Annotated in this window: 21 protein-coding genes; 15 read left to right on the forward strand and 6 right to left on the reverse strand. The window is 38.7% G+C overall.

All coding sequences use genetic code 11. The features are described 5' to 3' along the window. Window positions 1–33: 33 nt before the first annotated feature. A complete protein-coding gene (locus PL9631_RS10355; protein WP_083619872.1) occupies window positions 34–552 on the reverse strand; it encodes a cyclic nucleotide-binding domain-containing protein in 519 nt (172 codons plus the stop codon). A 107-nt stretch (window positions 553–659) separates the two neighbouring features. Continuing rightward, complete coding sequence (locus PL9631_RS10360) at window positions 660–1,478, reverse strand: tetratricopeptide repeat protein (protein WP_083619875.1); 819 nt, start codon at window positions 1,476–1,478, stop codon at window positions 660–662. 109 nt (window positions 1,479–1,587) lie between these two features. Here PL9631_RS10360 and PL9631_RS10365 point away from each other — a divergent pair, with 109 nt between their 5' ends. The 4 genes from PL9631_RS10365 to PL9631_RS10380 all read left to right on the forward strand — a co-directional run bounded on the left by PL9631_RS10365 (window position 1,588) and on the right by PL9631_RS10380 (window position 5,611). Then, window positions 1,588–3,528 (forward strand): hypothetical protein, encoded by a 1,941-nt coding sequence (locus PL9631_RS10365; RefSeq protein ID WP_156090508.1) that lies wholly within the window; start codon window positions 1,588–1,590, stop codon window positions 3,526–3,528. Between the two features lie 167 nt (window positions 3,529–3,695). Beyond that, complete coding sequence (locus PL9631_RS10370; protein WP_083619878.1) at window positions 3,696–4,052, forward strand: hypothetical protein; 357 nt, start codon at window positions 3,696–3,698, stop codon at window positions 4,050–4,052. 24 nt (window positions 4,053–4,076) lie between these two features. Further along, window positions 4,077–4,796 carry a phosphatase PAP2 family protein gene (locus tag PL9631_RS10375; RefSeq protein WP_083619881.1) on the forward strand — a complete coding sequence of 240 codons (720 nt, stop codon included), beginning with the start codon at window positions 4,077–4,079 and terminating at the stop codon, window positions 4,794–4,796. A gap of 14 nt (window positions 4,797–4,810) precedes the next feature. Beyond that, a complete protein-coding gene (locus PL9631_RS10380) occupies window positions 4,811–5,611 on the forward strand; it encodes a prohibitin family protein (RefSeq protein ID WP_083619883.1) in 801 nt (266 codons plus the stop codon). Window positions 5,612–5,847: 236 nt separating this feature from the next. On the opposite strand, the gene PL9631_RS10385 is transcribed toward PL9631_RS10380, so the two are convergent. Continuing rightward, window positions 5,848–6,816 carry a LysR substrate-binding domain-containing protein gene (locus PL9631_RS10385; RefSeq protein ID WP_231516701.1) on the reverse strand — a complete coding sequence of 323 codons (969 nt, stop codon included), beginning with the start codon at window positions 6,814–6,816 and terminating at the stop codon, window positions 5,848–5,850. Window positions 6,817–6,954: 138 nt separating this feature from the next. On the opposite strand from PL9631_RS10385, the gene PL9631_RS10390 reads away from it, so the two are divergent. The 4 genes from PL9631_RS10390 to PL9631_RS10405 all read left to right on the forward strand — a co-directional run bounded on the left by PL9631_RS10390 (window position 6,955) and on the right by PL9631_RS10405 (window position 9,493). After that, window positions 6,955–7,542, forward strand: a complete 588-nt coding sequence (locus PL9631_RS10390; RefSeq protein ID WP_083619889.1) for a Crp/Fnr family transcriptional regulator — start codon at window positions 6,955–6,957, stop codon at window positions 7,540–7,542. 101 nt (window positions 7,543–7,643) lie between these two features. After that, entirely contained in the window at window positions 7,644–8,204 is a 561-nt protein-coding gene (locus tag PL9631_RS10395; protein WP_331281259.1) for an MgtC/SapB family protein, read from the forward strand. A 21-nt stretch (window positions 8,205–8,225) separates the two neighbouring features. Further along, a complete protein-coding gene (locus PL9631_RS10400; protein WP_083619895.1) occupies window positions 8,226–8,933 on the forward strand; it encodes a cadmium resistance transporter in 708 nt (235 codons plus the stop codon). Window positions 8,934–9,031: 98 nt separating this feature from the next. After that, on the forward strand, window positions 9,032–9,493 hold the full coding sequence (locus PL9631_RS10405; protein ID WP_331281260.1) for a YidH family protein: 462 nt from the start codon (window positions 9,032–9,034) through the stop codon (window positions 9,491–9,493). 48 nt (window positions 9,494–9,541) lie between these two features. On the opposite strand, the gene PL9631_RS10410 is transcribed toward PL9631_RS10405, so the two are convergent. Then, window positions 9,542–10,507 (reverse strand): TIGR00341 family protein, encoded by a 966-nt coding sequence (locus PL9631_RS10410; protein ID WP_083619898.1) that lies wholly within the window; start codon window positions 10,505–10,507, stop codon window positions 9,542–9,544. A gap of 88 nt (window positions 10,508–10,595) precedes the next feature. On the opposite strand from PL9631_RS10410, the gene PL9631_RS10415 reads away from it, so the two are divergent. Both PL9631_RS10415 and PL9631_RS10420 read left to right on the forward strand, forming a co-directional pair. After that, complete coding sequence (locus tag PL9631_RS10415; protein WP_083619901.1) at window positions 10,596–11,096, forward strand: SLOG cluster 4 domain-containing protein; 501 nt, start codon at window positions 10,596–10,598, stop codon at window positions 11,094–11,096. 48 nt (window positions 11,097–11,144) lie between these two features. Beyond that, on the forward strand, window positions 11,145–11,480 hold the full coding sequence (locus tag PL9631_RS10420) for a cupin domain-containing protein (RefSeq protein ID WP_083619904.1): 336 nt from the start codon (window positions 11,145–11,147) through the stop codon (window positions 11,478–11,480). Window positions 11,481–11,579: 99 nt separating this feature from the next. Here the strand turns inward: PL9631_RS10420 and era are convergent, their stop codons facing one another. Next, complete coding sequence (gene era / locus PL9631_RS10425; protein WP_083619907.1) at window positions 11,580–12,509, reverse strand: GTPase Era; 930 nt, start codon at window positions 12,507–12,509, stop codon at window positions 11,580–11,582. 283 nt (window positions 12,510–12,792) lie between these two features. On the opposite strand from era, the gene PL9631_RS10430 reads away from it, so the two are divergent. From PL9631_RS10430 to PL9631_RS10450, 5 genes are all read left to right on the forward strand, one after another. After that, window positions 12,793–13,311, forward strand: coding sequence for a hypothetical protein (locus PL9631_RS10430; RefSeq protein ID WP_083619910.1), 519 nt, complete (start codon window positions 12,793–12,795; stop codon window positions 13,309–13,311). 106 nt (window positions 13,312–13,417) lie between these two features. Next, window positions 13,418–14,518 (forward strand): tetratricopeptide repeat protein, encoded by a 1,101-nt coding sequence (locus PL9631_RS10435; RefSeq protein WP_083619913.1) that lies wholly within the window; start codon window positions 13,418–13,420, stop codon window positions 14,516–14,518. Window positions 14,519–14,599: 81 nt separating this feature from the next. Beyond that, complete coding sequence (gene xdhA / locus PL9631_RS10440; RefSeq protein WP_083619916.1) at window positions 14,600–16,000, forward strand: xanthine dehydrogenase small subunit; 1,401 nt, start codon at window positions 14,600–14,602, stop codon at window positions 15,998–16,000. Between the two features lie 117 nt (window positions 16,001–16,117). Then, entirely contained in the window at window positions 16,118–18,427 is a 2,310-nt protein-coding gene (gene xdhB / locus PL9631_RS10445) for a xanthine dehydrogenase molybdopterin binding subunit (protein WP_083619919.1), read from the forward strand. Window positions 18,428–18,484: 57 nt separating this feature from the next. After that, complete coding sequence (locus PL9631_RS10450; protein WP_083619922.1) at window positions 18,485–19,429, forward strand: XdhC family protein; 945 nt, start codon at window positions 18,485–18,487, stop codon at window positions 19,427–19,429. 17 nt (window positions 19,430–19,446) lie between these two features. Here PL9631_RS10450 and PL9631_RS10455 read toward each other — a convergent pair whose 3' ends face one another. Beyond that, window positions 19,447–20,001 carry a hypothetical protein gene (locus PL9631_RS10455; protein ID WP_083619925.1) on the reverse strand — a complete coding sequence of 185 codons (555 nt, stop codon included), beginning with the start codon at window positions 19,999–20,001 and terminating at the stop codon, window positions 19,447–19,449. Window positions 20,002–20,172: the final 171 nt, after the last annotated feature.

The following is a 20,172-nucleotide window of genomic DNA, read 5'->3' on the forward strand; positions in this document are numbered from 1 at the left end:
CATATTAATATTTATCTAAAATACCCAGTCCCATTATCCACTTAAACGCTGCATAATCCAATCTAAACGATTATCCTGCTCGGTTTTGACAGTATTTTGAGGGAGTTTATTAGGCAATAAATTAGTATTTTCATCACAGCCAAGATTGTTAACCGTTGCCCGTAAACGAGAGGATAAAAACTTAGTAATGGCGCGATAAAATCTCAAAGAAAATAAAACATCTTCTTCTAATTTTTGAGATAATAAAGGTCGAGAAATCGATAATACATAACAATCTTGCGCGGCTTGTACCGTAGCAGAAGGTAAACGTCCATCAACAAAAGACATTTCTCCTAATACCTCACCCTCGCCAATTTTTCCGACAATTTGATTTCCTAATGAAGCCACAGAAACATTTAGGCTTCCACTCAATACAATATATAGAGCATCCAGGGGTTGATTTTCTTCGATCAAAATGGCACCAGCTTGAATGGTTTCTCGTTTACCTTCTGTCACCATCCAGTCTATATCCCGATCATTTAATTCCCCTAAAATCAGTGAAGCATTGGTCATAATGTATTATTTTTAGAGAAAAACAATTAATGGAAAAGCACGGAAATTGCCGATTCCATTTTAAGTTATAACGAAACGTTAAATTTCCTCTCCCTATTTCCTGCTATCTAATATAATTCTAGCATTAATTTTTTGCGATATTCTTGGGTTAGAGGATGTTCATTGCCGAGTAAATTAAAAATAGCTAACATCGCTTTTTTAGCAGCATCTTCTTTGAATTTACGATGGGTTGATACAATCTCTAAAAACAAAGATAAAGCCTCGGAATAGGCTTGATCTAAAGTCAATTGACAGGCTTTAGCATAATTCTGTTCTAGCTCACTCTCTCCAGAGGAAACCGCATCTTTTTTGAATTGAATTAATTGTTTCAATGCTTGAGCTTTGAGGAAAAATTCTCCCTGATCTTCTGGAATTGTATTTAACATCTTTTCGGCATTTTCCAATTGATTAATCACAATTAAAAAATTACCCGCTTCTAACACCACTTCCGGGCTATCTGGATATTCAGAAAATAACTGATCTAGTAATTGTTTAGCCTGGGGAAATTTTCGATCCGCGATCGCATTTTTTAAGGTTTCTAAACTTCGTTCAAAATCAGATTGTAAATTCATTTGAATTAGGGTTTCTCTGATTTTAATTTCTGTTAATGCACCGACAAAACCTGGACGCACTTCTCCTTGCTCAACAATTCTGACATCGGGTACACCTTCGACCTGATATTGACTAGCTAATTCAGGATTTTGATCAATATCAATTTTTGCTAAAATAAAATCATATTCTTTGACCAACTTTTCTAAAATCGGTTTTAAAATTTGGCAAGGGCCACACCAAGTGGCATAAAAGTCAACCAATACAGGTTTTTTATAGGAAACCTTGACAACCTCTTGTTCAAAGTTAGATTGATCAACATCGATCGCATATCCCATCTGACACATCCTCTGATTGATTTCGTTTTCTATTTTATCCTAAATGTTCAAACTTATAACTCAGCATCTCTGAAAAAAATGATTTCCTATCTTAAACCTTGAAAATTTCATGAACACAAACCTTAAAATAATTATTGGGTTAACGACTATCTTTATCGTTACTCTTGGTTGTCGCTTCTATTCCTCTGAGTATCAACCGCAAAATTCCTCTTTAGAGACTGAGGTTTTTAACCCATTCCTAGAAGATTCTATTTTTTATTCCACTCAACCATCAAATTTTATTATTCCCCAACCAAACGATAAAAAATCAGCCGCAGAAATTGCCTTTCAAGCTAGAAGTTTAGCCATTAGAAAAAAACTAGCCGCCATTAATTTAGAAGAAAAGGATGCTTGGTGGCGACGAATCAAACTAGGTGATCCCCATAAATATTTATTACCGATTATTTTATCTCAATTAAGTCTGCAAAATCAAGCCGAAGGAAAAAAATATGACCCGCAACAGAGTTGGGATATTTTATTAAAAATGGATCAAGATAAACAGGATCTTTATCATTTTCGCGCCCCTTTAGATGTGCGAATTTTCTTTTTATTTAAAGATACAATGCCTTTAGAGGTTAAACTTGCCTATCGCCGTCAATTAGAATCTCCTGGGGTTTTAGAATGGACAGAAGGCGGAACAGAAAACCATGCTTTTATGCAACGGGCATCGGGTTTAGCTCTGATGAATGCTAGTGGTTTTCCCGTGGGAAGTCCCGCCAGTGCTGCCACAAATGAAGCCTGGTTACGGTCAGAATTAAATAAGTTTTTAACTATTGGTCAGGGAGAATTTCATTCCTCTATTTATTATGGATATAGTATTAGTGGATTGTTAAATTTATATGATTTTGCTCAAGATCAAAAACTACGAGAATTAGCTAAAGGATTGTTAGATTGGTATGCGACAAATATGGCATTACGCTTGAGTTGGGGAACCGCAGGCGGGGCAGAAAGTCGAGGATTTGACCGCAATACTTGGAATAATGGATTAACTGCTGTGGCTTGGTTATGGTGGGGAGAAAAACTTAAATTTGCTGAACAAATGGATGATCAATATGCTTGGTTAGCCTTACCTGCGGCCCTGAGTTCCTATCGTCCTCCTGAAATTTTAACAGCGATCGCCCGGAAAGAAATTGCCCTCCCTTTTGAAGCTAGAGCCAGCCATCCAGCCTATTATAGTTATCATGAAAGTAACCGCCTTTGGGAAGATTTTTATATCACAAAAAACTATAGTTTAGGAACCCTATTAGAACCTGGTAGAGTCTATCAAGTTCAAGGCACAATTCGCGCCCAATATGCTACTTATAAATTAGTGGTGCGTGATCCCAAGGGTGAACAAAATGCAGTGATTAGTTTAGCAGGAACCTATCATGGCCCCCAAGCCACCGGTCGCAGTCCTGGGGATCAATTAGTTCAGAAACGGGGTGCAGTTATCCTACAATTAATTTTAAATGAAACGGATTTAAAAGCCGGAGTTCCGACCGCATCCCATCTAGTTTTACCTCAACAATTCGGTCAGCCCCAACGCTATAATAATTGGTATATTTGGAAAATTCATAATGCTTGGTTAATAGCTCGACCTTGGGGGGATAAAATCGAGTTAAAATCCTCAATTTCTGACAAAGAACCTAATTTACAAGCCCTAGCAGCAATGGGAAATCAAACGGCTTGGATCACCGATGTTGGGGCGGTGTCTGACTATCCGAATTTACAACAGTTGAAAAAGGCATTAGATCAAACCGAAATTGTCGATCAAGATTGGAAAAATCAAGGGAAATTAAGTTATAAAAGTTTGGCGGGCGATCGCTTAACTCTAACCTATCAAAAAAATGGGGCGATTGGGGACGCCCTGATTAATGGAGAAAAGCGGGTTTTGGAAAATTGGCCCGTTTTGGAAAGTCCCTATATTCAACAAAAGCTCTATAGTGGCCAACTGGAGATTAAGGCTCCGCCCCATCCCCCCTGGCAACTGCGAGGGACTTTAATCGGCCCAACTTGGGACTCAGGAAAATAATTTAATTCTAAATGTATTGAAATTCAGACAAGATTCATATACAATCTTTGCAAAGCTCGATCTAATCCCCAGATCATGGCCAAAAGCGCCATTTTTCGGCTTTTTCCGATTATGGTTGATAAAATTTCAGAGCAACTGAGTTAAACCTGTAAACAAGAGAGGTATTTATGTCTAAAAAAATGATTGGTGGAATCTTAGTTTTTCTGGGTTTTATGATGTCTCCGTTGTGCTGGTGGAATGATTTAATTTTTAACTTACCCATTGCTTATGGGTTTGGATTTGTGTTGGGTAAATTATCCCAGGACTTATTTTTTCCGGGCTCTGTTTTGGGGTATTGGCTCTCTAATTTAGTCGGAATTTTACTCATGCAATATGGAGCCATGAATGTGGTTAAATCTTCTGCCCCGGAGCGAAATATTAAAAAAGATTTAGCGCTGGGTGTTGTTTCTTCCACCGCCTTTACTGTGGTTATGGTTGCATTAGTTCAGTCGAATGTTATTGATATTTCCCTATTACCTCATTAATCGTTAATTTGGAGAAAATTGATAATGTCTAATTTCAATGCCAGCCTATCATCATTTTTTAAATTAAATTCTGTTAAAAATTGGTTAATTGTTCATTGGCAATTTTTGGTATTAGGAATTTCTTTACCCCTGCTCCTGTTTATTATTTTAGCTTTGAAAATCGGTGAAAATGCCAGTGGTTTATCTTGGGATGTATCGATTTTATTTTCTGTTTATTCTCCGAGGCAAACACAACTTGAAAAACTGGTGTTTATCCTCACCCGTGCGGGTATGTTCCCTGGAATATTCTGGCTGGCAACTCCAGTTATTTCAACTTTAGGATATCAAAAAAAATGGCGATCGCTCTTATATTTCTTTTTAACTCTTTTGGGAAGTGGACTAATTAGTATATCCACTAAAATTTTCTTCCATCGGATGCGGCCTGATTTTGGGATATCTACCCATCCCTTACCCACAGATTTTTCGTTCCCCAGTGGTCACGCCCTATTAAGTATGGCGTTTACTATTGCTTTAGTTATTCTAACTTGGAAGACAAAATGGCGAGGGTTAGTTATTGGTTTGGGGGGATTGTTTGTCCTCACCATTGCTTGGACAAGATTGTATTTAGGGGTGCATTTTCCTAGTGATATTTTAGGCGGTTGGCTTTTAGCAATTACTTGGGCGGTTCTGGCAAGTTTATTGTTAAATCTGCATCAGTTTGATATCCTGGTTAGTGATCAATCTTCTAAGATATCTAAGCACTGAATTGTGATCCGATAATGCCAAGCTATTCAGGGTTATTCAAACCCGTTAATCTGATTTTTTTGTTACTATTATTCCTGATATTTTTTAATCCCCTGGTGGTTGTTAAAGCTGGAGAACGGGGGATTTTGATGGTTTTTGGAAAAGTTCAGACCCAAGTTTTGGGAGAAGGATTACATTTTATTATTCCGGTGGCGCAAACCGTACAAAAGATAAATGTCCGAATTCAAAAACAGGAAATATCCGCCGAAGCCTCCTCAAAGGATTTACAGGAAGTTTTTACCGATGTTGCTTTGAATTGGCATATTATTCCTGAAGAAGCTAATTTAGCCTTTCAACAAATTGGGGACGAACAAACGATTATCGAGGCAATTATTAATCCAGTGATTGAAGAAATTCTCAAAGCTGTGATGGCAAAATATACCGCCGAAGAAATTATTACCCGTCGAGAAAATGTCAAATCCGAGGTGGATAATTTATTAACAGGTCAACTGATTAATTATCATATTCAAGTCGATAATATTTCCCTGGTTCATGTTCATTTTTCCCAACGGTTTATGGATGCGGTGGAAGCCAAACAAATTGCGGAACAGGATGCTAAAAAAGCCGGATTTTTAGTGTTAAAAGCCATTAAAGAAGCTGAAGTTAAGGTGAATTTAGCCAAAGGAGAAGCGGAAGCTAACGCCGTGTTGCAAAAAACCTTAACTCCACAGATCTTAAAAAGACAAATGGTTGATCAATGGAATGGGAAATTGCCCTTAGTTTGGGATGATAAATCAATTCATCGATTCAATTTAGATACCTTAGTTAATCATTAATTAAACAGGACTTACGCAAGCAGGCTAGATATAGCGTGTCAAAAGTAGGCGATCGCATACCAATGATCATAGCAATCGCCCTAAAAAGTCCTAATTATTTATTTTCCCCCCAATGTTGGGGGCTAGGGGGCTAGATGGCTTGAAATGTATAGGGTTTAGAATGATTTCTCAAGCAGCAATATTTGCCCCCTAAATCCCCCAAAATTGGGGGACTTTAAGAGGTTGTCCTGTTAAAGTTAGGCTGATTTTTGCAAACTGATATCATTTAATAATAACATTTTTTCAAAGGTTTGAGCAATTTTAGTTTGAAACCTTTGGCAGTGTTTGATTTTAACAAAAGGTCGAATTAACTCTAATTCTTGAGTTAAACTTTTACGATGATCAATAATTCTGACTGCCTTTAATATTCCTAGTTTTAATTCTTTTTTGACCATCAGTTCAGAAATTCCCGCCGCGACATGACCTTCCTCAACAACGGCTTTCACCATTTCCCCGGTATTGAGAACTAAAATAACCTGTAATTCATTCAGATTAATTCCCCAATTTTTTAGGGCTTCTTCTAAGCGTTGCTGAGTTCCCGAACCCGTCTCTCGCATTACCCAATCTGTATTTTTGAGTTCTGCTAAATCAACCTGTTCTCGCTTAAACCAAGGATGGGATTGTCCAACCACAATTAATAGGCGATCGCTCCCTATTTCTTCCTGATCTAATGATTTTTGCAAAATCGGTTTAACCTCCCCTTCAATTAACCCTAAATCAAACTGTCCATTGGCAGTCCCTAAACAAATTTCCTCCGTATTTGCCAAGGTGCAATTAACTATAATTCCTGAATATTGCCGTTGAAATTGACTAATTTTTTCCGGTAGCCAATAGTTACCAATCGTTAAACTACTGCCCAATTTAAGTTCCCCCCGTTGGAGATTATTTAACTCTTTTAATCCCCGTTCCGTTAAACCCACTTGTTCCAAAATTTTTTGGGCTTCAATTTGCAGTAATTGTCCAGCTTCTGTAATTTCAACATGGCGACCAATTCGATGAAATAACTTAATTCGATATTCCGTTTCTAGGCTATGAATCGCGGCACTGACCGCAGGCTGGGTAATATAAAGTCCTTCCGCCGCCCGGGTAAAGTGCAGATGTTCCGCCACCGCCAAAAAAATTCGCAGTTGTTCTAGGGTCATTCCAGCCATTGTAAAATCACTCACCTCTCGCATGATCAGGGAATTGAGATTAGTCTGAATGGGGACTAACGACAATTTAATACAATCAAAATTGTATTCTAATGCAAATTCAGGTAATATGCTTTACAATTTTAGTTTAATTTCACTTAGCCCCTATCTTAGATGACTTTAGCCCAAAGGATTGCACCCGAATTTAGTCAGCAACAGCGTTACTTCCAACGCCGTGACCAACTTCCGGCAAGACGGGATCACCTGTGGAAAATTGAGTCTGGTGTTGTGCGTACCTTCACCTACCTGGAAAACGGAACCGTTGTCACCCTGGGTTTATGGGGCGTCGGGGATGTGGTATCGCGGGTTTTATCGAAATCTGACCCTTACTATATGGAATGCGTCACCCCAGTTCAGGCAACCTCCGTTGCCATCGGCGAATTTGATGACTTAAATCCCCTATTAATTCAACATATTCATCAACTCCAAACCTTCTTAGAAATTGTCCATTCTCGTCCCGTTGATGAAGCTTTGCATAAACTATTCCTATTATTAGCCAACAAATTTGGTAGCGATGTTCCCCATGGTCAACTGATTGAATTTCATTTAACCCATCAAGAAATTGCTGAAAGTATTGGGACTACAAGAGTCACTGTCACCCGACTTTTAAAAGAATTTGAACAGCAAGGGATTATTGAACGGTTGAATCGGCAATTTATTATTCTTCCAGGACATCAACCTTTTTGGCACTATGAAATTTAACAGGTTAGGATTTTTGACGACTAACTTGATAAACTTGATGATCAGGTTGTGGAGAATAATCCAGAACTTTAATTAGATAATTAGTAGGGATTATAGAATCAATGAGTGCCAATGCTAACCCCATGTTTTTTCCGTCTGATGACTGGTTAACCATTATCTTTCGCTTAGGAATAGCGTTGTTAATTGGAGGTGTGATTGGATTAGATCGGGAGCAACCCAGTAGACCAGCCGGACTTAGAACCTATATGATTGTTAGTTTGGGTGCAGCAATTTTTGTGATGATTCCTCTACAAGCAGGATTTGATATTAACTCAACTAATGCCCTGAGTCGTACAATTCAAGGAATTGCAACGGGGGTGGGATTTATCGGGGCAGGCATTATTTTTCAACAGTCAAAACCCAATCTTAAACCCAAAGTTAAAGGGCTAACTTCAGCAGCAGCTTTATGGTTAACCGCCGGTTTAGGCACTGCCACCGGATGTGGATTATGGCAGATGAGTTTAATCGGAACCTTAATGACTTTACTAATTTTAAGGGGGTTCAAAAAAGTTAAAGGGACTTCAATTTATCGGCTGCGAGTTTATCGACCCTTTTATAAACAGCAACGAATCTCCCGTCCTAAAACTCCCACACATACCGAGGGTACAAATTCGGAAGAATAAGAATAAAAAAACACAGAAAAAATGAACCCATTAATTGCTGATATTTTTACCGGAATTGCCACCTTTACCGCCACAAATGTCGATGATCTTCTCATTCTCATCCTATTTTTTTCCAAAGTTAATACTAACTTCCGCCACCGGCACATTATCATCGGTCAATATTTAGGATTTATTCTGATATTACTTGTGAGTTTGCCCGGTTTTTTTGGCAGTTTATGGATTCCTGCTGATGCAATTCGCTGGTTAGGTGTAGTTCCGGTAATTTTTGGAATTTCTTATCTATTAAAATCCCAAACAGATCAGACGGAAACCCCTAAGACTGTCAAGATTCCAAAAATATCCGATAATTCTTTCTTCTCTCGAAATTTTTTATCGCCTCAAATCTATGGAGTTGCGGCGGTAACAGTTGCTAATGGGAGTGATAATATTGCGATTTATTTTACCCTATTTGCCAGTAGTAGTTTAGACAGTTTATTAACCATAATCGGTACATTTTTATTCCTGGTCGGAGTTTGGTGTTATCTGGCTTATCAGTTAACCCATTTTCCCGCTATTTCCCGAATTTTAACCGGGTATGGTCATACTTTTGTTCCCTGTGTGTTAATTGGTTTAGGAGTTTTTATCGTCAAAGAAAACCTTTTATTAGCACTTCTAGCTCTGTTCATTAGTTATGCTTGGGTTTTGTTTTCCAGCCGTGACAAAAAAGCCAAACTTGAAATCAAAAATTAAGAGGTTATTACTAAAACCCTTCAACAATAAATTGACTACTGGCAATTTCAACAATATAAGTTACGATAATTCTCTCTATTTTTTTCTAATTCTAAACTATGAAAACTGAAGATTATACCGAAACTAACACCTCTAAGGTGATGGAATCATCAGACTCTAAACCTGAAACTAATCAAAAGCGAAAAAAACTCAATCCCTCCCGGGTTCGAGATCATTTAGCCAATGAACGCACCTATCTAGCCTGGATGCGAACTGCGGTTGGTTTAATGGGATTTGGGGTGGTAATTTTACGTCTGCGCGCGTTTCAACCCGTTGCTGTTCCTGGCCCCGGCTATGGCTGGAAATTAGGATTATTATTTTCCGGGGTCGGGTTATTAACTGTATTATTATCGACGTTTCAATATTTTATTGTCCGTCGAGATATCGAAGAAGATTCTTATGAACCTCCTGATCGTTGGGTGATTCTTTTTAGTTTAGCAATTACATTATTAGGGTCGGGAATTATTTATTTTGTTTTCACCAGTCCTGTATCCAGTCCCCTTGATTTTGGTGGATTTTAATAACAGGTGGTAATAGGGCAAAAAGGAATAAGAATTAAGGGTTAATATCTATTCCTTTTCGGCTTCTACTCTTTCGACCTCCTCCACTAAGAAAACTAAGGAGAAATTATGTCTCATTTTTTGATTAATAAAATCTTCAACTAAACGGACTTGTCTGGGAGTTACAGGGTCGGTTGAGCGAACTTTTAAATAGGCTTTAGGAGGATTTTGTTTCCAATTAATATAAGTTTCCTGTAAATCTACCCGTTGTCCCGTTAAGGTTTGCTGTTCAAAAATATTTCTTAAATCAGTTTGTAGTTGCAGTTGAGTTACGAACTGTAAAAAACTAATTCCTAAAGGAATAGCTAAAGCAGCAGCAATAAATAAAGTTAAAGCAAATTGTTTTCGCAGTCGGGAATAACCGGCTACAATAAAAACGATCATACAAGCTAAGGCAATCCCAATTAAATTAGTTAAATAAAGCAAGGTTGCGCCATAACTTAAATCAAAATAACCCTGGGATAAGGTTAAACCAACCACACATAAAGGCGGCATTAAAGCCACAGCAATTGCGGTTCCCGCTACCGCGTCACTAATCCCCTTTTCTACCTTGGTAAAACCGCTTAATCCCCCCGCAACAACCGCAATTCCCAAGTCAATTAATGTCGGTTCAGTTCGGGCTAAAACTTCTGAGCCAAAATCTTGAATTCCCGTTATTTTTCCCAATGTCATTGATAATATTAGTGCCACCACCGTTCCCACGATAATCGAAATAATACCACGGCGAGATAATTCTTCATCACTTTTTAAAAGACCAAAGGCTAATCCCCGCAGGGGTAACATAATCGGAGCTACTAACATCGCCCCAATAATCACGGCGGTACTATTACTCAGTAATCCAAAGGTAGCAATTAAACAAGCCGTAATCACCAGGATAATATAATTAAAACACAGTGTAGATTCAGCGATCAAATTCTGCCGCATCTCAATTAAGGCATCCTCGGATACTGGTTTGAGTTTGAGTTTACTTTTCATAACAAATATTAAGATTTATCAAAGTTAAACAATCAGCAATTACCTATCACTATAGATTAATGGATGTAGGGCATATTATCATATTCTTATGAAAAAAATTATCATTGGCATTATGGGGCCAGGAAAAACAGCAACTTCCCATGATGTAGAAAATGCTTATCAACTAGGTCAATTGATTGCTGCATCAGGATGGGTATTATTAACCGGGGGAAGTAATAATGGGGTGATGGAAGCGGCAAACCAAGGGGCAAAAGCAGCCAATGGTTTGACCCTGGGAATTTTACCGAATGCCGATGCTCAAGGAATGTCTGAAGCGGTTGATATTGCCATTTTTACAAATTTAGGTCAAGCTAGAAATGTGATTAATGTCTTATCTGGCGATGTTATTATTGCTTGTGGAATCGGAGCCGGAACTGCTTCAGAAATTGCCTTAGCAATTAAACAAAATAAGCCTATTATTTTATTAAATCAAACTTTGGAAAGTCAACAGTTTTTTAAATCTCTGGCTCCCAAACAAGTTTTTATTGTGGATTCTCCCAAAGCAGCTATTGAAAAAGTCAAAGATTGTTTGGCTCAATCTATTGACTAAATTGATATAAAGTTGTTAGAATTAAACTAGATTTTATCGTTAATTTTTATGAAAATAAGAGATTTAAACCTAATTCCAGAACAGGAAGTTTCCCATAACCCAGCAATTAAAAAAAAGGTCATGTTAAGTTTAGGGGATTTACCCCACTTAACTAATTTTTCCCAAGCGTATTTTGCCCCGGGACAGGTGGCGGGTGGTCATTCCCATACTGATATGTGTGAGGTATTTTTTGTGGAATCGGGTTTAGGAAATATTTGTATTGACGGTAAAGATTATGACTTAAAACCTGGGGTTTGTATTGCGGTGAAACCCGGGGAAATTCACGAAGTTAGTAATACCGGAAATAGGGATTTAATTCTAACTTATTTCGGTTTGCGCGCCTAACCCGTCGTAAAATGTTCGCTTCGAGCGAGGACGCAAGCACCCAAAAGTTTCAGGATTTCAAAAGATTAAAAGCTGATGTAACCCATCCCCTAGAAACCACTATTCGACCTGATACCCCAAATCCGCCAACTGACTGCGGGACTGACGCCATTTCGGTTGCACCTTCACAAACAACTCCAAATAGACCTTACCATCAATCAACTTTTGAATCTGTTGTCGGGCATCACTACCAATGGTTTTCAACATACTGCCTTGATGGCCAATTAAAATTCCCTTTTGGGAAGGACGCTCAACATGAATAGTAGATAAAATCCGAGTAATTTTCGGGTCTTCCTCCACCCGGTCAACGGAAATCGCCACGGAATGGGGTACCTCCTCCCGGGTATGGAGTAAAATCTGTTCTCGAATTAGTTCCCCCATAATGAAGCGTTCGGGCTGATCCGTTACCAAATCCGGGGGATAATAGTAAGGGCCAGGATCTAAACGATCTATTAATAATTGTTGCAAATCATTGACACCATCCCCAGTTAATGCAGAAAATTTGACCACGGGCCATTCATGGGGTTGAGCCAGTTGACCATAACTCCGGTCAATAATCACCGTATCTTCTGGCTGTTGATCCAATTTATTCATGCCCAGAATTACCGGAATTTTGACTTGTTCTAGTAACTCAATAATATAGCGATCGCCGCCGCCAGCCTCCACAGACCCATCGACCACCAACAACAGAACATCAACGGAGGAAATCGCCGACTTGGCATTTTGTACCAAAACCTTACCCAGTTGATGATGGGGTTTATGAATTCCGGGGGTATCGACAAAAATAATTTGAGCCTCATCCGTCGTCAGAATCCCCCGCAGACGGTTGCGCGTCGTTTGAGCTACGGGGGAAGTAATGGCGATTTTCTGGCCCACCATCTGATTCATTAATGTCGATTTCCCCACATTCGGGCGACCAATAATTCCGACAAACCCCGATTTATATCCCTCTGGCGGTAAGGGAATTGTTACACCTTCAGACCCATCCATTCAAGTTCTGTTCCAGTTGTGATAATCTCCTGCTATTCTAACCCAAGCCCCTTTCCCTTGATATACAGAGTAAAATTTGATAGAGTTGCCAGGTAGCTCTATCCAAATCTAAGATAGAAACCTACTCGAACTCAAGGCGATCGCAGAAACCCTTTCTGAATCTGGGTTAAGATAGGTTATAGTTCTGTAAAGCCGAGTGGCAGTAATGTTGATCACACCAGAATCAACCTTACATCCAGAGTCCGTTAATTTTTACGTTGGTGAGATTGAGGAGATGAAAACAATGAATTCTAAACTGGTTGGTGGCCTATGCGCCCTAATCGCAGTAGCTTCACAGTTACCTGCTGTCGCTCAAAATCCTATTGGGGTACCTGTAGTTCCCTCTGACTTCGACTATAAATATCAACCCAAAGATCCAGATCTTGGACGGGTTGACCCCCCGATTTATTACAGTTTACCCGACCTGGGTTTCCCCGATAGAACCCTGCCCGCAGCCTTCAAGTTTCCGATTATGTATGACTTAGGGGCTGATAGCAGCATCACCAGTGATGCGGTGATTACCGATACGGTGTTTATCCCTAACTTACCTCCAATCCCCAATGGTATTACCTTGGATGATGTTCCCCGGATTCGGGCTGAATATACTCGCAAAGTGGAAGAATGGGGCGAATTGGTTCAAGGATGTCTGGCTTTAAGTCCTTTAATCATCAAAACTGATACAGGCAACCCCGTGTTAATCCAACAGCAAAGCGCTGGAACAGTTGTTCTGAATGCTAATAATATTTCCGTTTGCCCCAAATAAGTTGATTTAACTATCCTTATTTTATTTTCACCTTCCTGTTAATTACGGGGAGGTGATTTTATTAGAAAATAAATGGCACAATAATATTAGGGCAAGAGGTAAAACCATGAAAGAACTTGAAGAAGTCGCGGAAGCCCTAGACCGTCAGGACTACCGCCAAGCCGCAAAACTCCTCAAGCAACTGCAAAAACAAGAACCCCAGAATTTTTGGGTACAGTTGTATGCTGGGCGTTGGTATGAAGGGACAGATAAATTAGAAACCGCCGAAAAGGTTTATCGGAAATTACTTAAAGATGCGACAAACCCTAAAATTGTCTCCCAGGCGCGTCAGGGGTTACAACGGATTGAAGATATTGAACAAAATCGACGTCAAGAAGCAATTATTCAAGCTAAAGCTGACCCGAAAAATCAAGAATTAGGGATTTTAATTTTAGAACCTTTGGCCCCAGAAAAAAAACAAATTGCCGCCCAAACCCTAGCCCGAATGTTAAAAACCGATCCCTATACCGCCCGAATGCAGCTACAAAGTCGGGGTTGGCGACTGTATAAAACTGGGGAAATGGGAGAATTAAAGGTTTATGGTCAAGAAATGTTAGAAGCCGGAATTCCGGTATTTTGGGTGGCTTTAACAGAGATTCAAAAACTCCAGGTTTTTCGGATCAAATCGATTCAAAGTTTATCACCTCAACCGACTATTATTTGTCAAAATGAACAAGAGCAATTAGGGTCTATGACTTTTAATTGGCAAGAAGTTACCCAACGGGTTGAGGGATTATTACCTATATTTGTAGAATCCTTAGATTATGATCCCCGGCGCCCCAAATCCGAACGATTTCGTCATAAAGAAACCACCCAAGATTATGCTCAAATCTATGATTTACACTTGCCTAAACGGGGTTGTATTTTAAGAATTTGTGACCAAAATTATGATTTTCACCAAGGGATTGATTTTACTCAATTTTCCCCAGAAACCTTACCCGCTTCCCAAAATACCAATAGAATTCATTGGAATCTGTTAAAAGAACAGTTAAATTTATTCTTAACTCATGCTCAACTCTGGTCTGAGTTTACACCTTTTGCCGAAACCACATTAGATTATACTCAATTTCTCGGTCGGATTAAACCCCATATTGATTTATCTCGAAAATCAGAAAGTCTTTGGGATAATGCCTTTCATTTATATAGTGGTTTGATATTTTTGAAATAATCTAAGTAAGTTGTTGAGATGAGTGCCCCTACAAAGAGCGCTGAAGCGCAACAACAAACACTTTTCTAAAGACTATACCTTATGCAAAATAACACTTTTAGCCTAATAATTAATAGTCAAAAAGTCGATATCCAAGACCTTTCTCCCACCCTGACTTTATTAGAATATTTGCGAAGTAGTGGAAGGGTTGGAACAAAGGAAGGTTGTGGGGATGGGGACTGTGGTGCTTGTACCGTTGCGGTTATCGGTCAGGGGGCGGACGGACGGCCCCAATATCTAGCAATCAATAGTTGTTTAATTCCCTTAGCAACGATGGTGGGGCGGGAAATAATTACCGTTGAAGGTGTTGGGAAAGACGGTCTGCATCCGGTACAGGAAGCGATGGTTAGTTTGGGGGGTTCCCAATGTGGCTATTGTACCCCGGGCTTTATTATGAGTTTATTTTCTGCGTACTATAACGGTAAAGTTGATGATGAATCTTTAGAAGGGAATTTATGTCGATGCACGGGTTATTTACCGATTATGAAAGCCGCAGAAGCCGTTAATAACTCCCATGTTTGCGATCAGTTTAGCCAACGTTTACAAGAGATTAATTTACAACTTAATTCTATCAAATATATTACTTCTTGTCAACAGTTTTTCCGTCCGATTCAACTCTCGGAGGTTTTAGATCTTTTACAACAGTATCCCCAAGCTCAATTAATTGCAGGAGGAACAGATTTAGGCTTAGAAATAAGTCATCATCGCCAAGAATTTCCCACTCTAATTTCTTTAGAATCCGTTGCAGAACTCCAACAAATTCAACAAAATTCAGAGACTATAGAAATCGGCGCTGCTATTCCTTTGAGTTATATTCAAGAACAATTAAGGGGAATATTCCCGAGTTTAGATGAAATGTTAACCTGGTTTGCGGGTAAACAAATTCGTAACCGTGCTACTATTGGAGGCAATATTGCTACAGCTTCTCCTATTGGAGATTTAGCCCCGGTTTTATTATCTTTAGATGCTCAAATTCGGTTAGAAAGTTTAACCGGAGAACGAATAATTTCTATCAATGAATTTTTTAAGGGTTATCGTCAAACCCAATTACAACCCCAAGAAGTGATTGTTTCAATTATTATTCCTAAAACGATTACTAAAAATGCGGTGAGGCGTTTGAGTCAATCTTATAAAGTCGGAAAACGGGGAACCGATGATATTAGTATTGTGTCCGCAGCCTTTACAATTGATTTGGATACAAATAATACAATTATTTATGCTAGACTCGCCTATGGTGGAGTCGCAGCAATTCCCTTAAGAGCGATTGAGATTGAAGAAATGTTAATCGGAAAACCTTGGAATTTGGCAACAATTCAACAAGCTAAAATGAGGTTAAAAAATGTTTTTAATCCCTTGACGGATTTACGAGGAAGTGCTAGTTATAGAAAACGATTAGTTGCTAATTTGTTTGAAAAGTTCTTCCTAGAGTTTTCTCCCCCATAAAACGTTGTTGGGCTTTAGCCCTTATTGGGAGCGCTGAAGCGCAACAACAAATGAGTGGCTTTGTAAAGATTGCGCTGAAGCGCAACAACGCGCAACAACGAATTTAAGGATAAAAATATGGAAGATAATAATAAATCTAAACCCCATGAAAGTGCTGTTGGTCATGTTACGGGAAAAGCGATTTATACCGATGACCAAAGATTACCCAATGGAATGTTATATTTATGGCCTGTATTATCCCCTTATGCTAAGGCAAAAATATTAAAAATTGATAGCTCAAACTTAGATAATATTCCAGGTCTTATTACTATTTTAACAGCTAATGATATCAAAGGCAATAATAACACAGGAACCATTAAACACGATGAAGTTCTATTACCTACTGATGAAATTAACTATTGGGGTCAACCTGTAGTTTGGGTGGTTGCAGAAACGGAAAATACAGCCCAAAAAGCAGCCGAAACTATAAAAATTGACTATGAAGTATTAACCCCGATTTTAACAATTAAAGACGCAATTAAAAATAATAGTGTTCACGCCGATAAAAATATTATGCGTCGGGGAAATATTACCTCTGCTTTACAGGAATCTGAGTTTATTTTAACCGGAGAGATTGAAATTCCAGGTCAAGATCATTTTTATTTAGAAACTCAAGTTAGTTGGGTTATTCCCAATGTTGAAGACAATTATCAAGTCTATGCTTCTACTCAACATCCTAGTGAAACTCAAGCGATTATTTCCGAGGTTTTAGGAATTCCCAGAAATCAAATAGTTGTCACTTGTTTACGCATGGGAGGAGGGTTTGGAGGCAAAGAAACCCAAGCTAATCCTACCGCAGCTATAGCCGCTTTAGCCGCCCAAAAAACCGGATGTCCGGCGCGAGTTCGACTCAAACGAGATCAAGATATGATTACCACCGGAAAACGACATCCTTTTTTATGTCAATATCAAGTGGGATTTAACTCAAAAGGTCAACTTTTAGCCTTAGATATTGATTTATATTCCGATGGGGGTTGGAGTGCGGATTTATCCTTCCCTATTTTACAACGGGCGATGTTTCATTTGGATAATTGTTATTATATTCCAAACTTAGAAATTCGAGGTCAAGTCCTGAAAACTAATAAGGTTTCTAATACGGCTTTTAGGGGATTTGGTGGGCCGCAAGGAATGGCTATTATTGAAGAAATAATAGGGAGAATAGCGCGTAAATTAGGTTTACCCCCTGAATTAGTCAGAGAACGTAATTTTTATCACGGAGAAGCAGAAACGAATACTACCCATTATGGTCAAGAAATTTTTGATAATCGGATTTTGCGAGTTTGGGAAGAAGTTAAATTAAACTCTAATTTTGCCGAGCGAAAAATAGAAATAGCGCAATTTAATCAAAATAATAATTATCAAAAACGCGGGTTAGCAATTACTCCGGTTAAATTTGGAATTTCCTTTACCAAAACCGAATATAATCAAGGAGGTGCTTTAATTTTAATTTACCTAGATGGGAGTATTCAACTTAATCATGGGGGGACGGAAATGGGTCAGGGTTTACAAACTAAAATGTTACAGGTTGCTTGCCAATCTTTAGGGGTGAATATTGAACGATTTAGAATCATGCCCACGAGTACGGATAAAGTACCTAATACCTCGGCTACGGCTGCTTCTAGTGGTTCAGACTTAAATGGTCAAGCGATTAAAAATGCTTGTGAAATCCTGAAAAAACGACTAGCAAAAGTCGCTGCAAAGTTGTTAAATTTGGATGAACCTCAAGAATTAGTTTTTGAGCAAGATTGGATTTATTGTCAAAGTTATCCTAGTCAAAGAATAGCTTTTAATGAAGTAGTTAAACAAGCCTATAATCAACGAGTAAGTTTGTCTACCACGGGCTATTATCGCACTCCTAATATTTACTATGATCCGAAAATAGGTAAGGGTAGACCCTTCTATTATTATGCCTATGGAGCAGCGGTAAGTGAAGTCGAAATCGATGGATTTACGGGGACATTTAAACTGCGCCAAGTGGATATTGTTCATGATGTGGGAGAATCATTAAATCCTTTAATTGATAGGGGACAAATAGAAGGAGGTTTTGTCCAGGGAATGGGGTGGTTAACGATGGAAGAATTGATTTGGGATGACTCAGGAAGATTAAAAACATTTGCTCCAAGTACCTATAAAATTCCCACCATTAAAGAAGTCCCTAAAAATTTCAAAGTTGACTTATTAAAACGGGCAGCCCAGGATGGGGTAATTTATGGTAGTAAAGCGGTGGGAGAACCTCCTTTTATGTTAGCCATTTCTGTCAGAGAAGCAATTAAAGAAGCTATTGCAGCTTTTGGTAAAACGGATTCGGTTTTTTTAGCTTCTCCTGCTACGCCAGAAGCCATTTTAAATGCTATTGAACAGGTACAATTAAACTCAGTTTATTCTTAAAATAATTGCAGTTATTCATCCAGTTTTCTATTGATTACTTGACTTTCTTGTGTTATAATGATTCAATTCTATCAACAACTGATTCAAGTTTTAAATCAAGGGGATGTGGTGGTGGCAACTGTCACCCGGGTTAAAGGTTCAGTCCCGCGAGAAATGGGGGCTAAAATGTTAATTTGTGCCGATGGTCGAACCTTTGAGACTATTGGAGGAGGCGCGGGAGAATTTAAAGTTATTCAGCAAGCTGGGGAAGTTTTAAAAACCGGAAAAAAGCAATTAGTTGAAATTGATTTATCCGGTGCTCCTGACCGTGAAACCCAGGGGGTTTGTGGGGGATTAATGCAGGTTTTATTGGAAAGATGGGCAGGGAAAAAAGCGATCGCATTAACGGAAAAAATTTTACAGAGTTTAGAAATAGGTAAATCTGCAATTATTGTAACTTCTTTTGATCAAACTTTTCCGTATTTACTGCCCGAAAATAACCCAATTATAATCTCTGATCAAACCTTTATAGAAACCTTGAAACCCTCGCCGACTTTATTAATTATAGGCGCGGGTCATGTCGGAGAAAAGTTATCTAAAATAGCTGATTTTATTGGCTTTAAAATTATAATCCAAGACTCTCGGACTGAGTTAACCCATCCACAAAGATTTCCTCCCCATGCTCAAATTTTTAATCAAAGTGTCAGCCATGTTTTAGAACAACTACCATCCCATGATCATCTCTATATTGCCTTGGTAAGCCGAGGATATATTTATGATATTGAAGCCTTAAAGGTAATTTTAAATTGGGATCTATCCTATCAATATATTGGAATGATAGGGAGTCAAAAACGGATTAACTGGGTTTACCAAGATTTACAAGAATCTGGAATTTCTCCCCATCAACTCGAAAAAATTCATGCTCCCATCGGATTAGAAATTGGCGCACTAACTCCCGAAGAAATTGCCGTTAGTATTGGTGCAGAATTAATTCGAGTTTATCGAGAAAAACAGAAACCTTAAGTTTGAGGCTGTTTCAGCTAAAGCCTTGAATTCAGATGGGCTTTACATTGATTCAAAATCCGAGTATCATTTTCGCTAGGATTAGGAAGACGATGAAATCCTTCTAAAACTAGATTATTTTCGCTCACCTGACCTCCGACGGTAGCGACAACCGCCGTATTATTTAACCCAATTTGATAGGAATGAGTCTCTTGAGTATAACTATCAATAATATTTAAACTCAGATGATTTCCTTGGGGAACTCCCGTGAAACAGTCAAAAGATGAGCGCGGCATATAAAACGCCCCAATTACTTGACCTTGTTTAACTTCAAACACCATGTAAGACTGTCCAATTTGTTCCGGTTGGGGAGATTCACCATAGAGGTAAACCCCATCCTTAAGGAAATTACGTTGGACAACGGCGGTTTCCGAATCAGGATTATGAGGATTTTGTGAAACTAAGACGGTGTTCGCCGAGGCGACTCCTCCCACCATAGTTAAGGCTAAAGTCGTACTCAGGAGGGAAAGTCGGGTAAATACCCGGCAAAACCCACTCCAAGATGAAATAGAATTAAGCAGTTGATCAAGCATTTTTTGAATCTCCTGCGAAAAGGCATTGATAACCGAATCTCTAGCTACAGCATCAATTCAGTTGATTTCGGTAAAATTTACTGCTAACTGCAACATACAATACTATTTTGAAATTCTTTTGAAGTGAGCATTACCTTTTCGATTAACCTAGATCGCTAATTCAGTAAACTA

Origin of the sequence: Planktothrix paucivesiculata PCC 9631 (genome assembly GCF_900009265.2) — a bacterium.
GTDB lineage: Bacteria > Cyanobacteriota > Cyanobacteriia > Cyanobacteriales > Microcoleaceae > Planktothrix > Planktothrix paucivesiculata.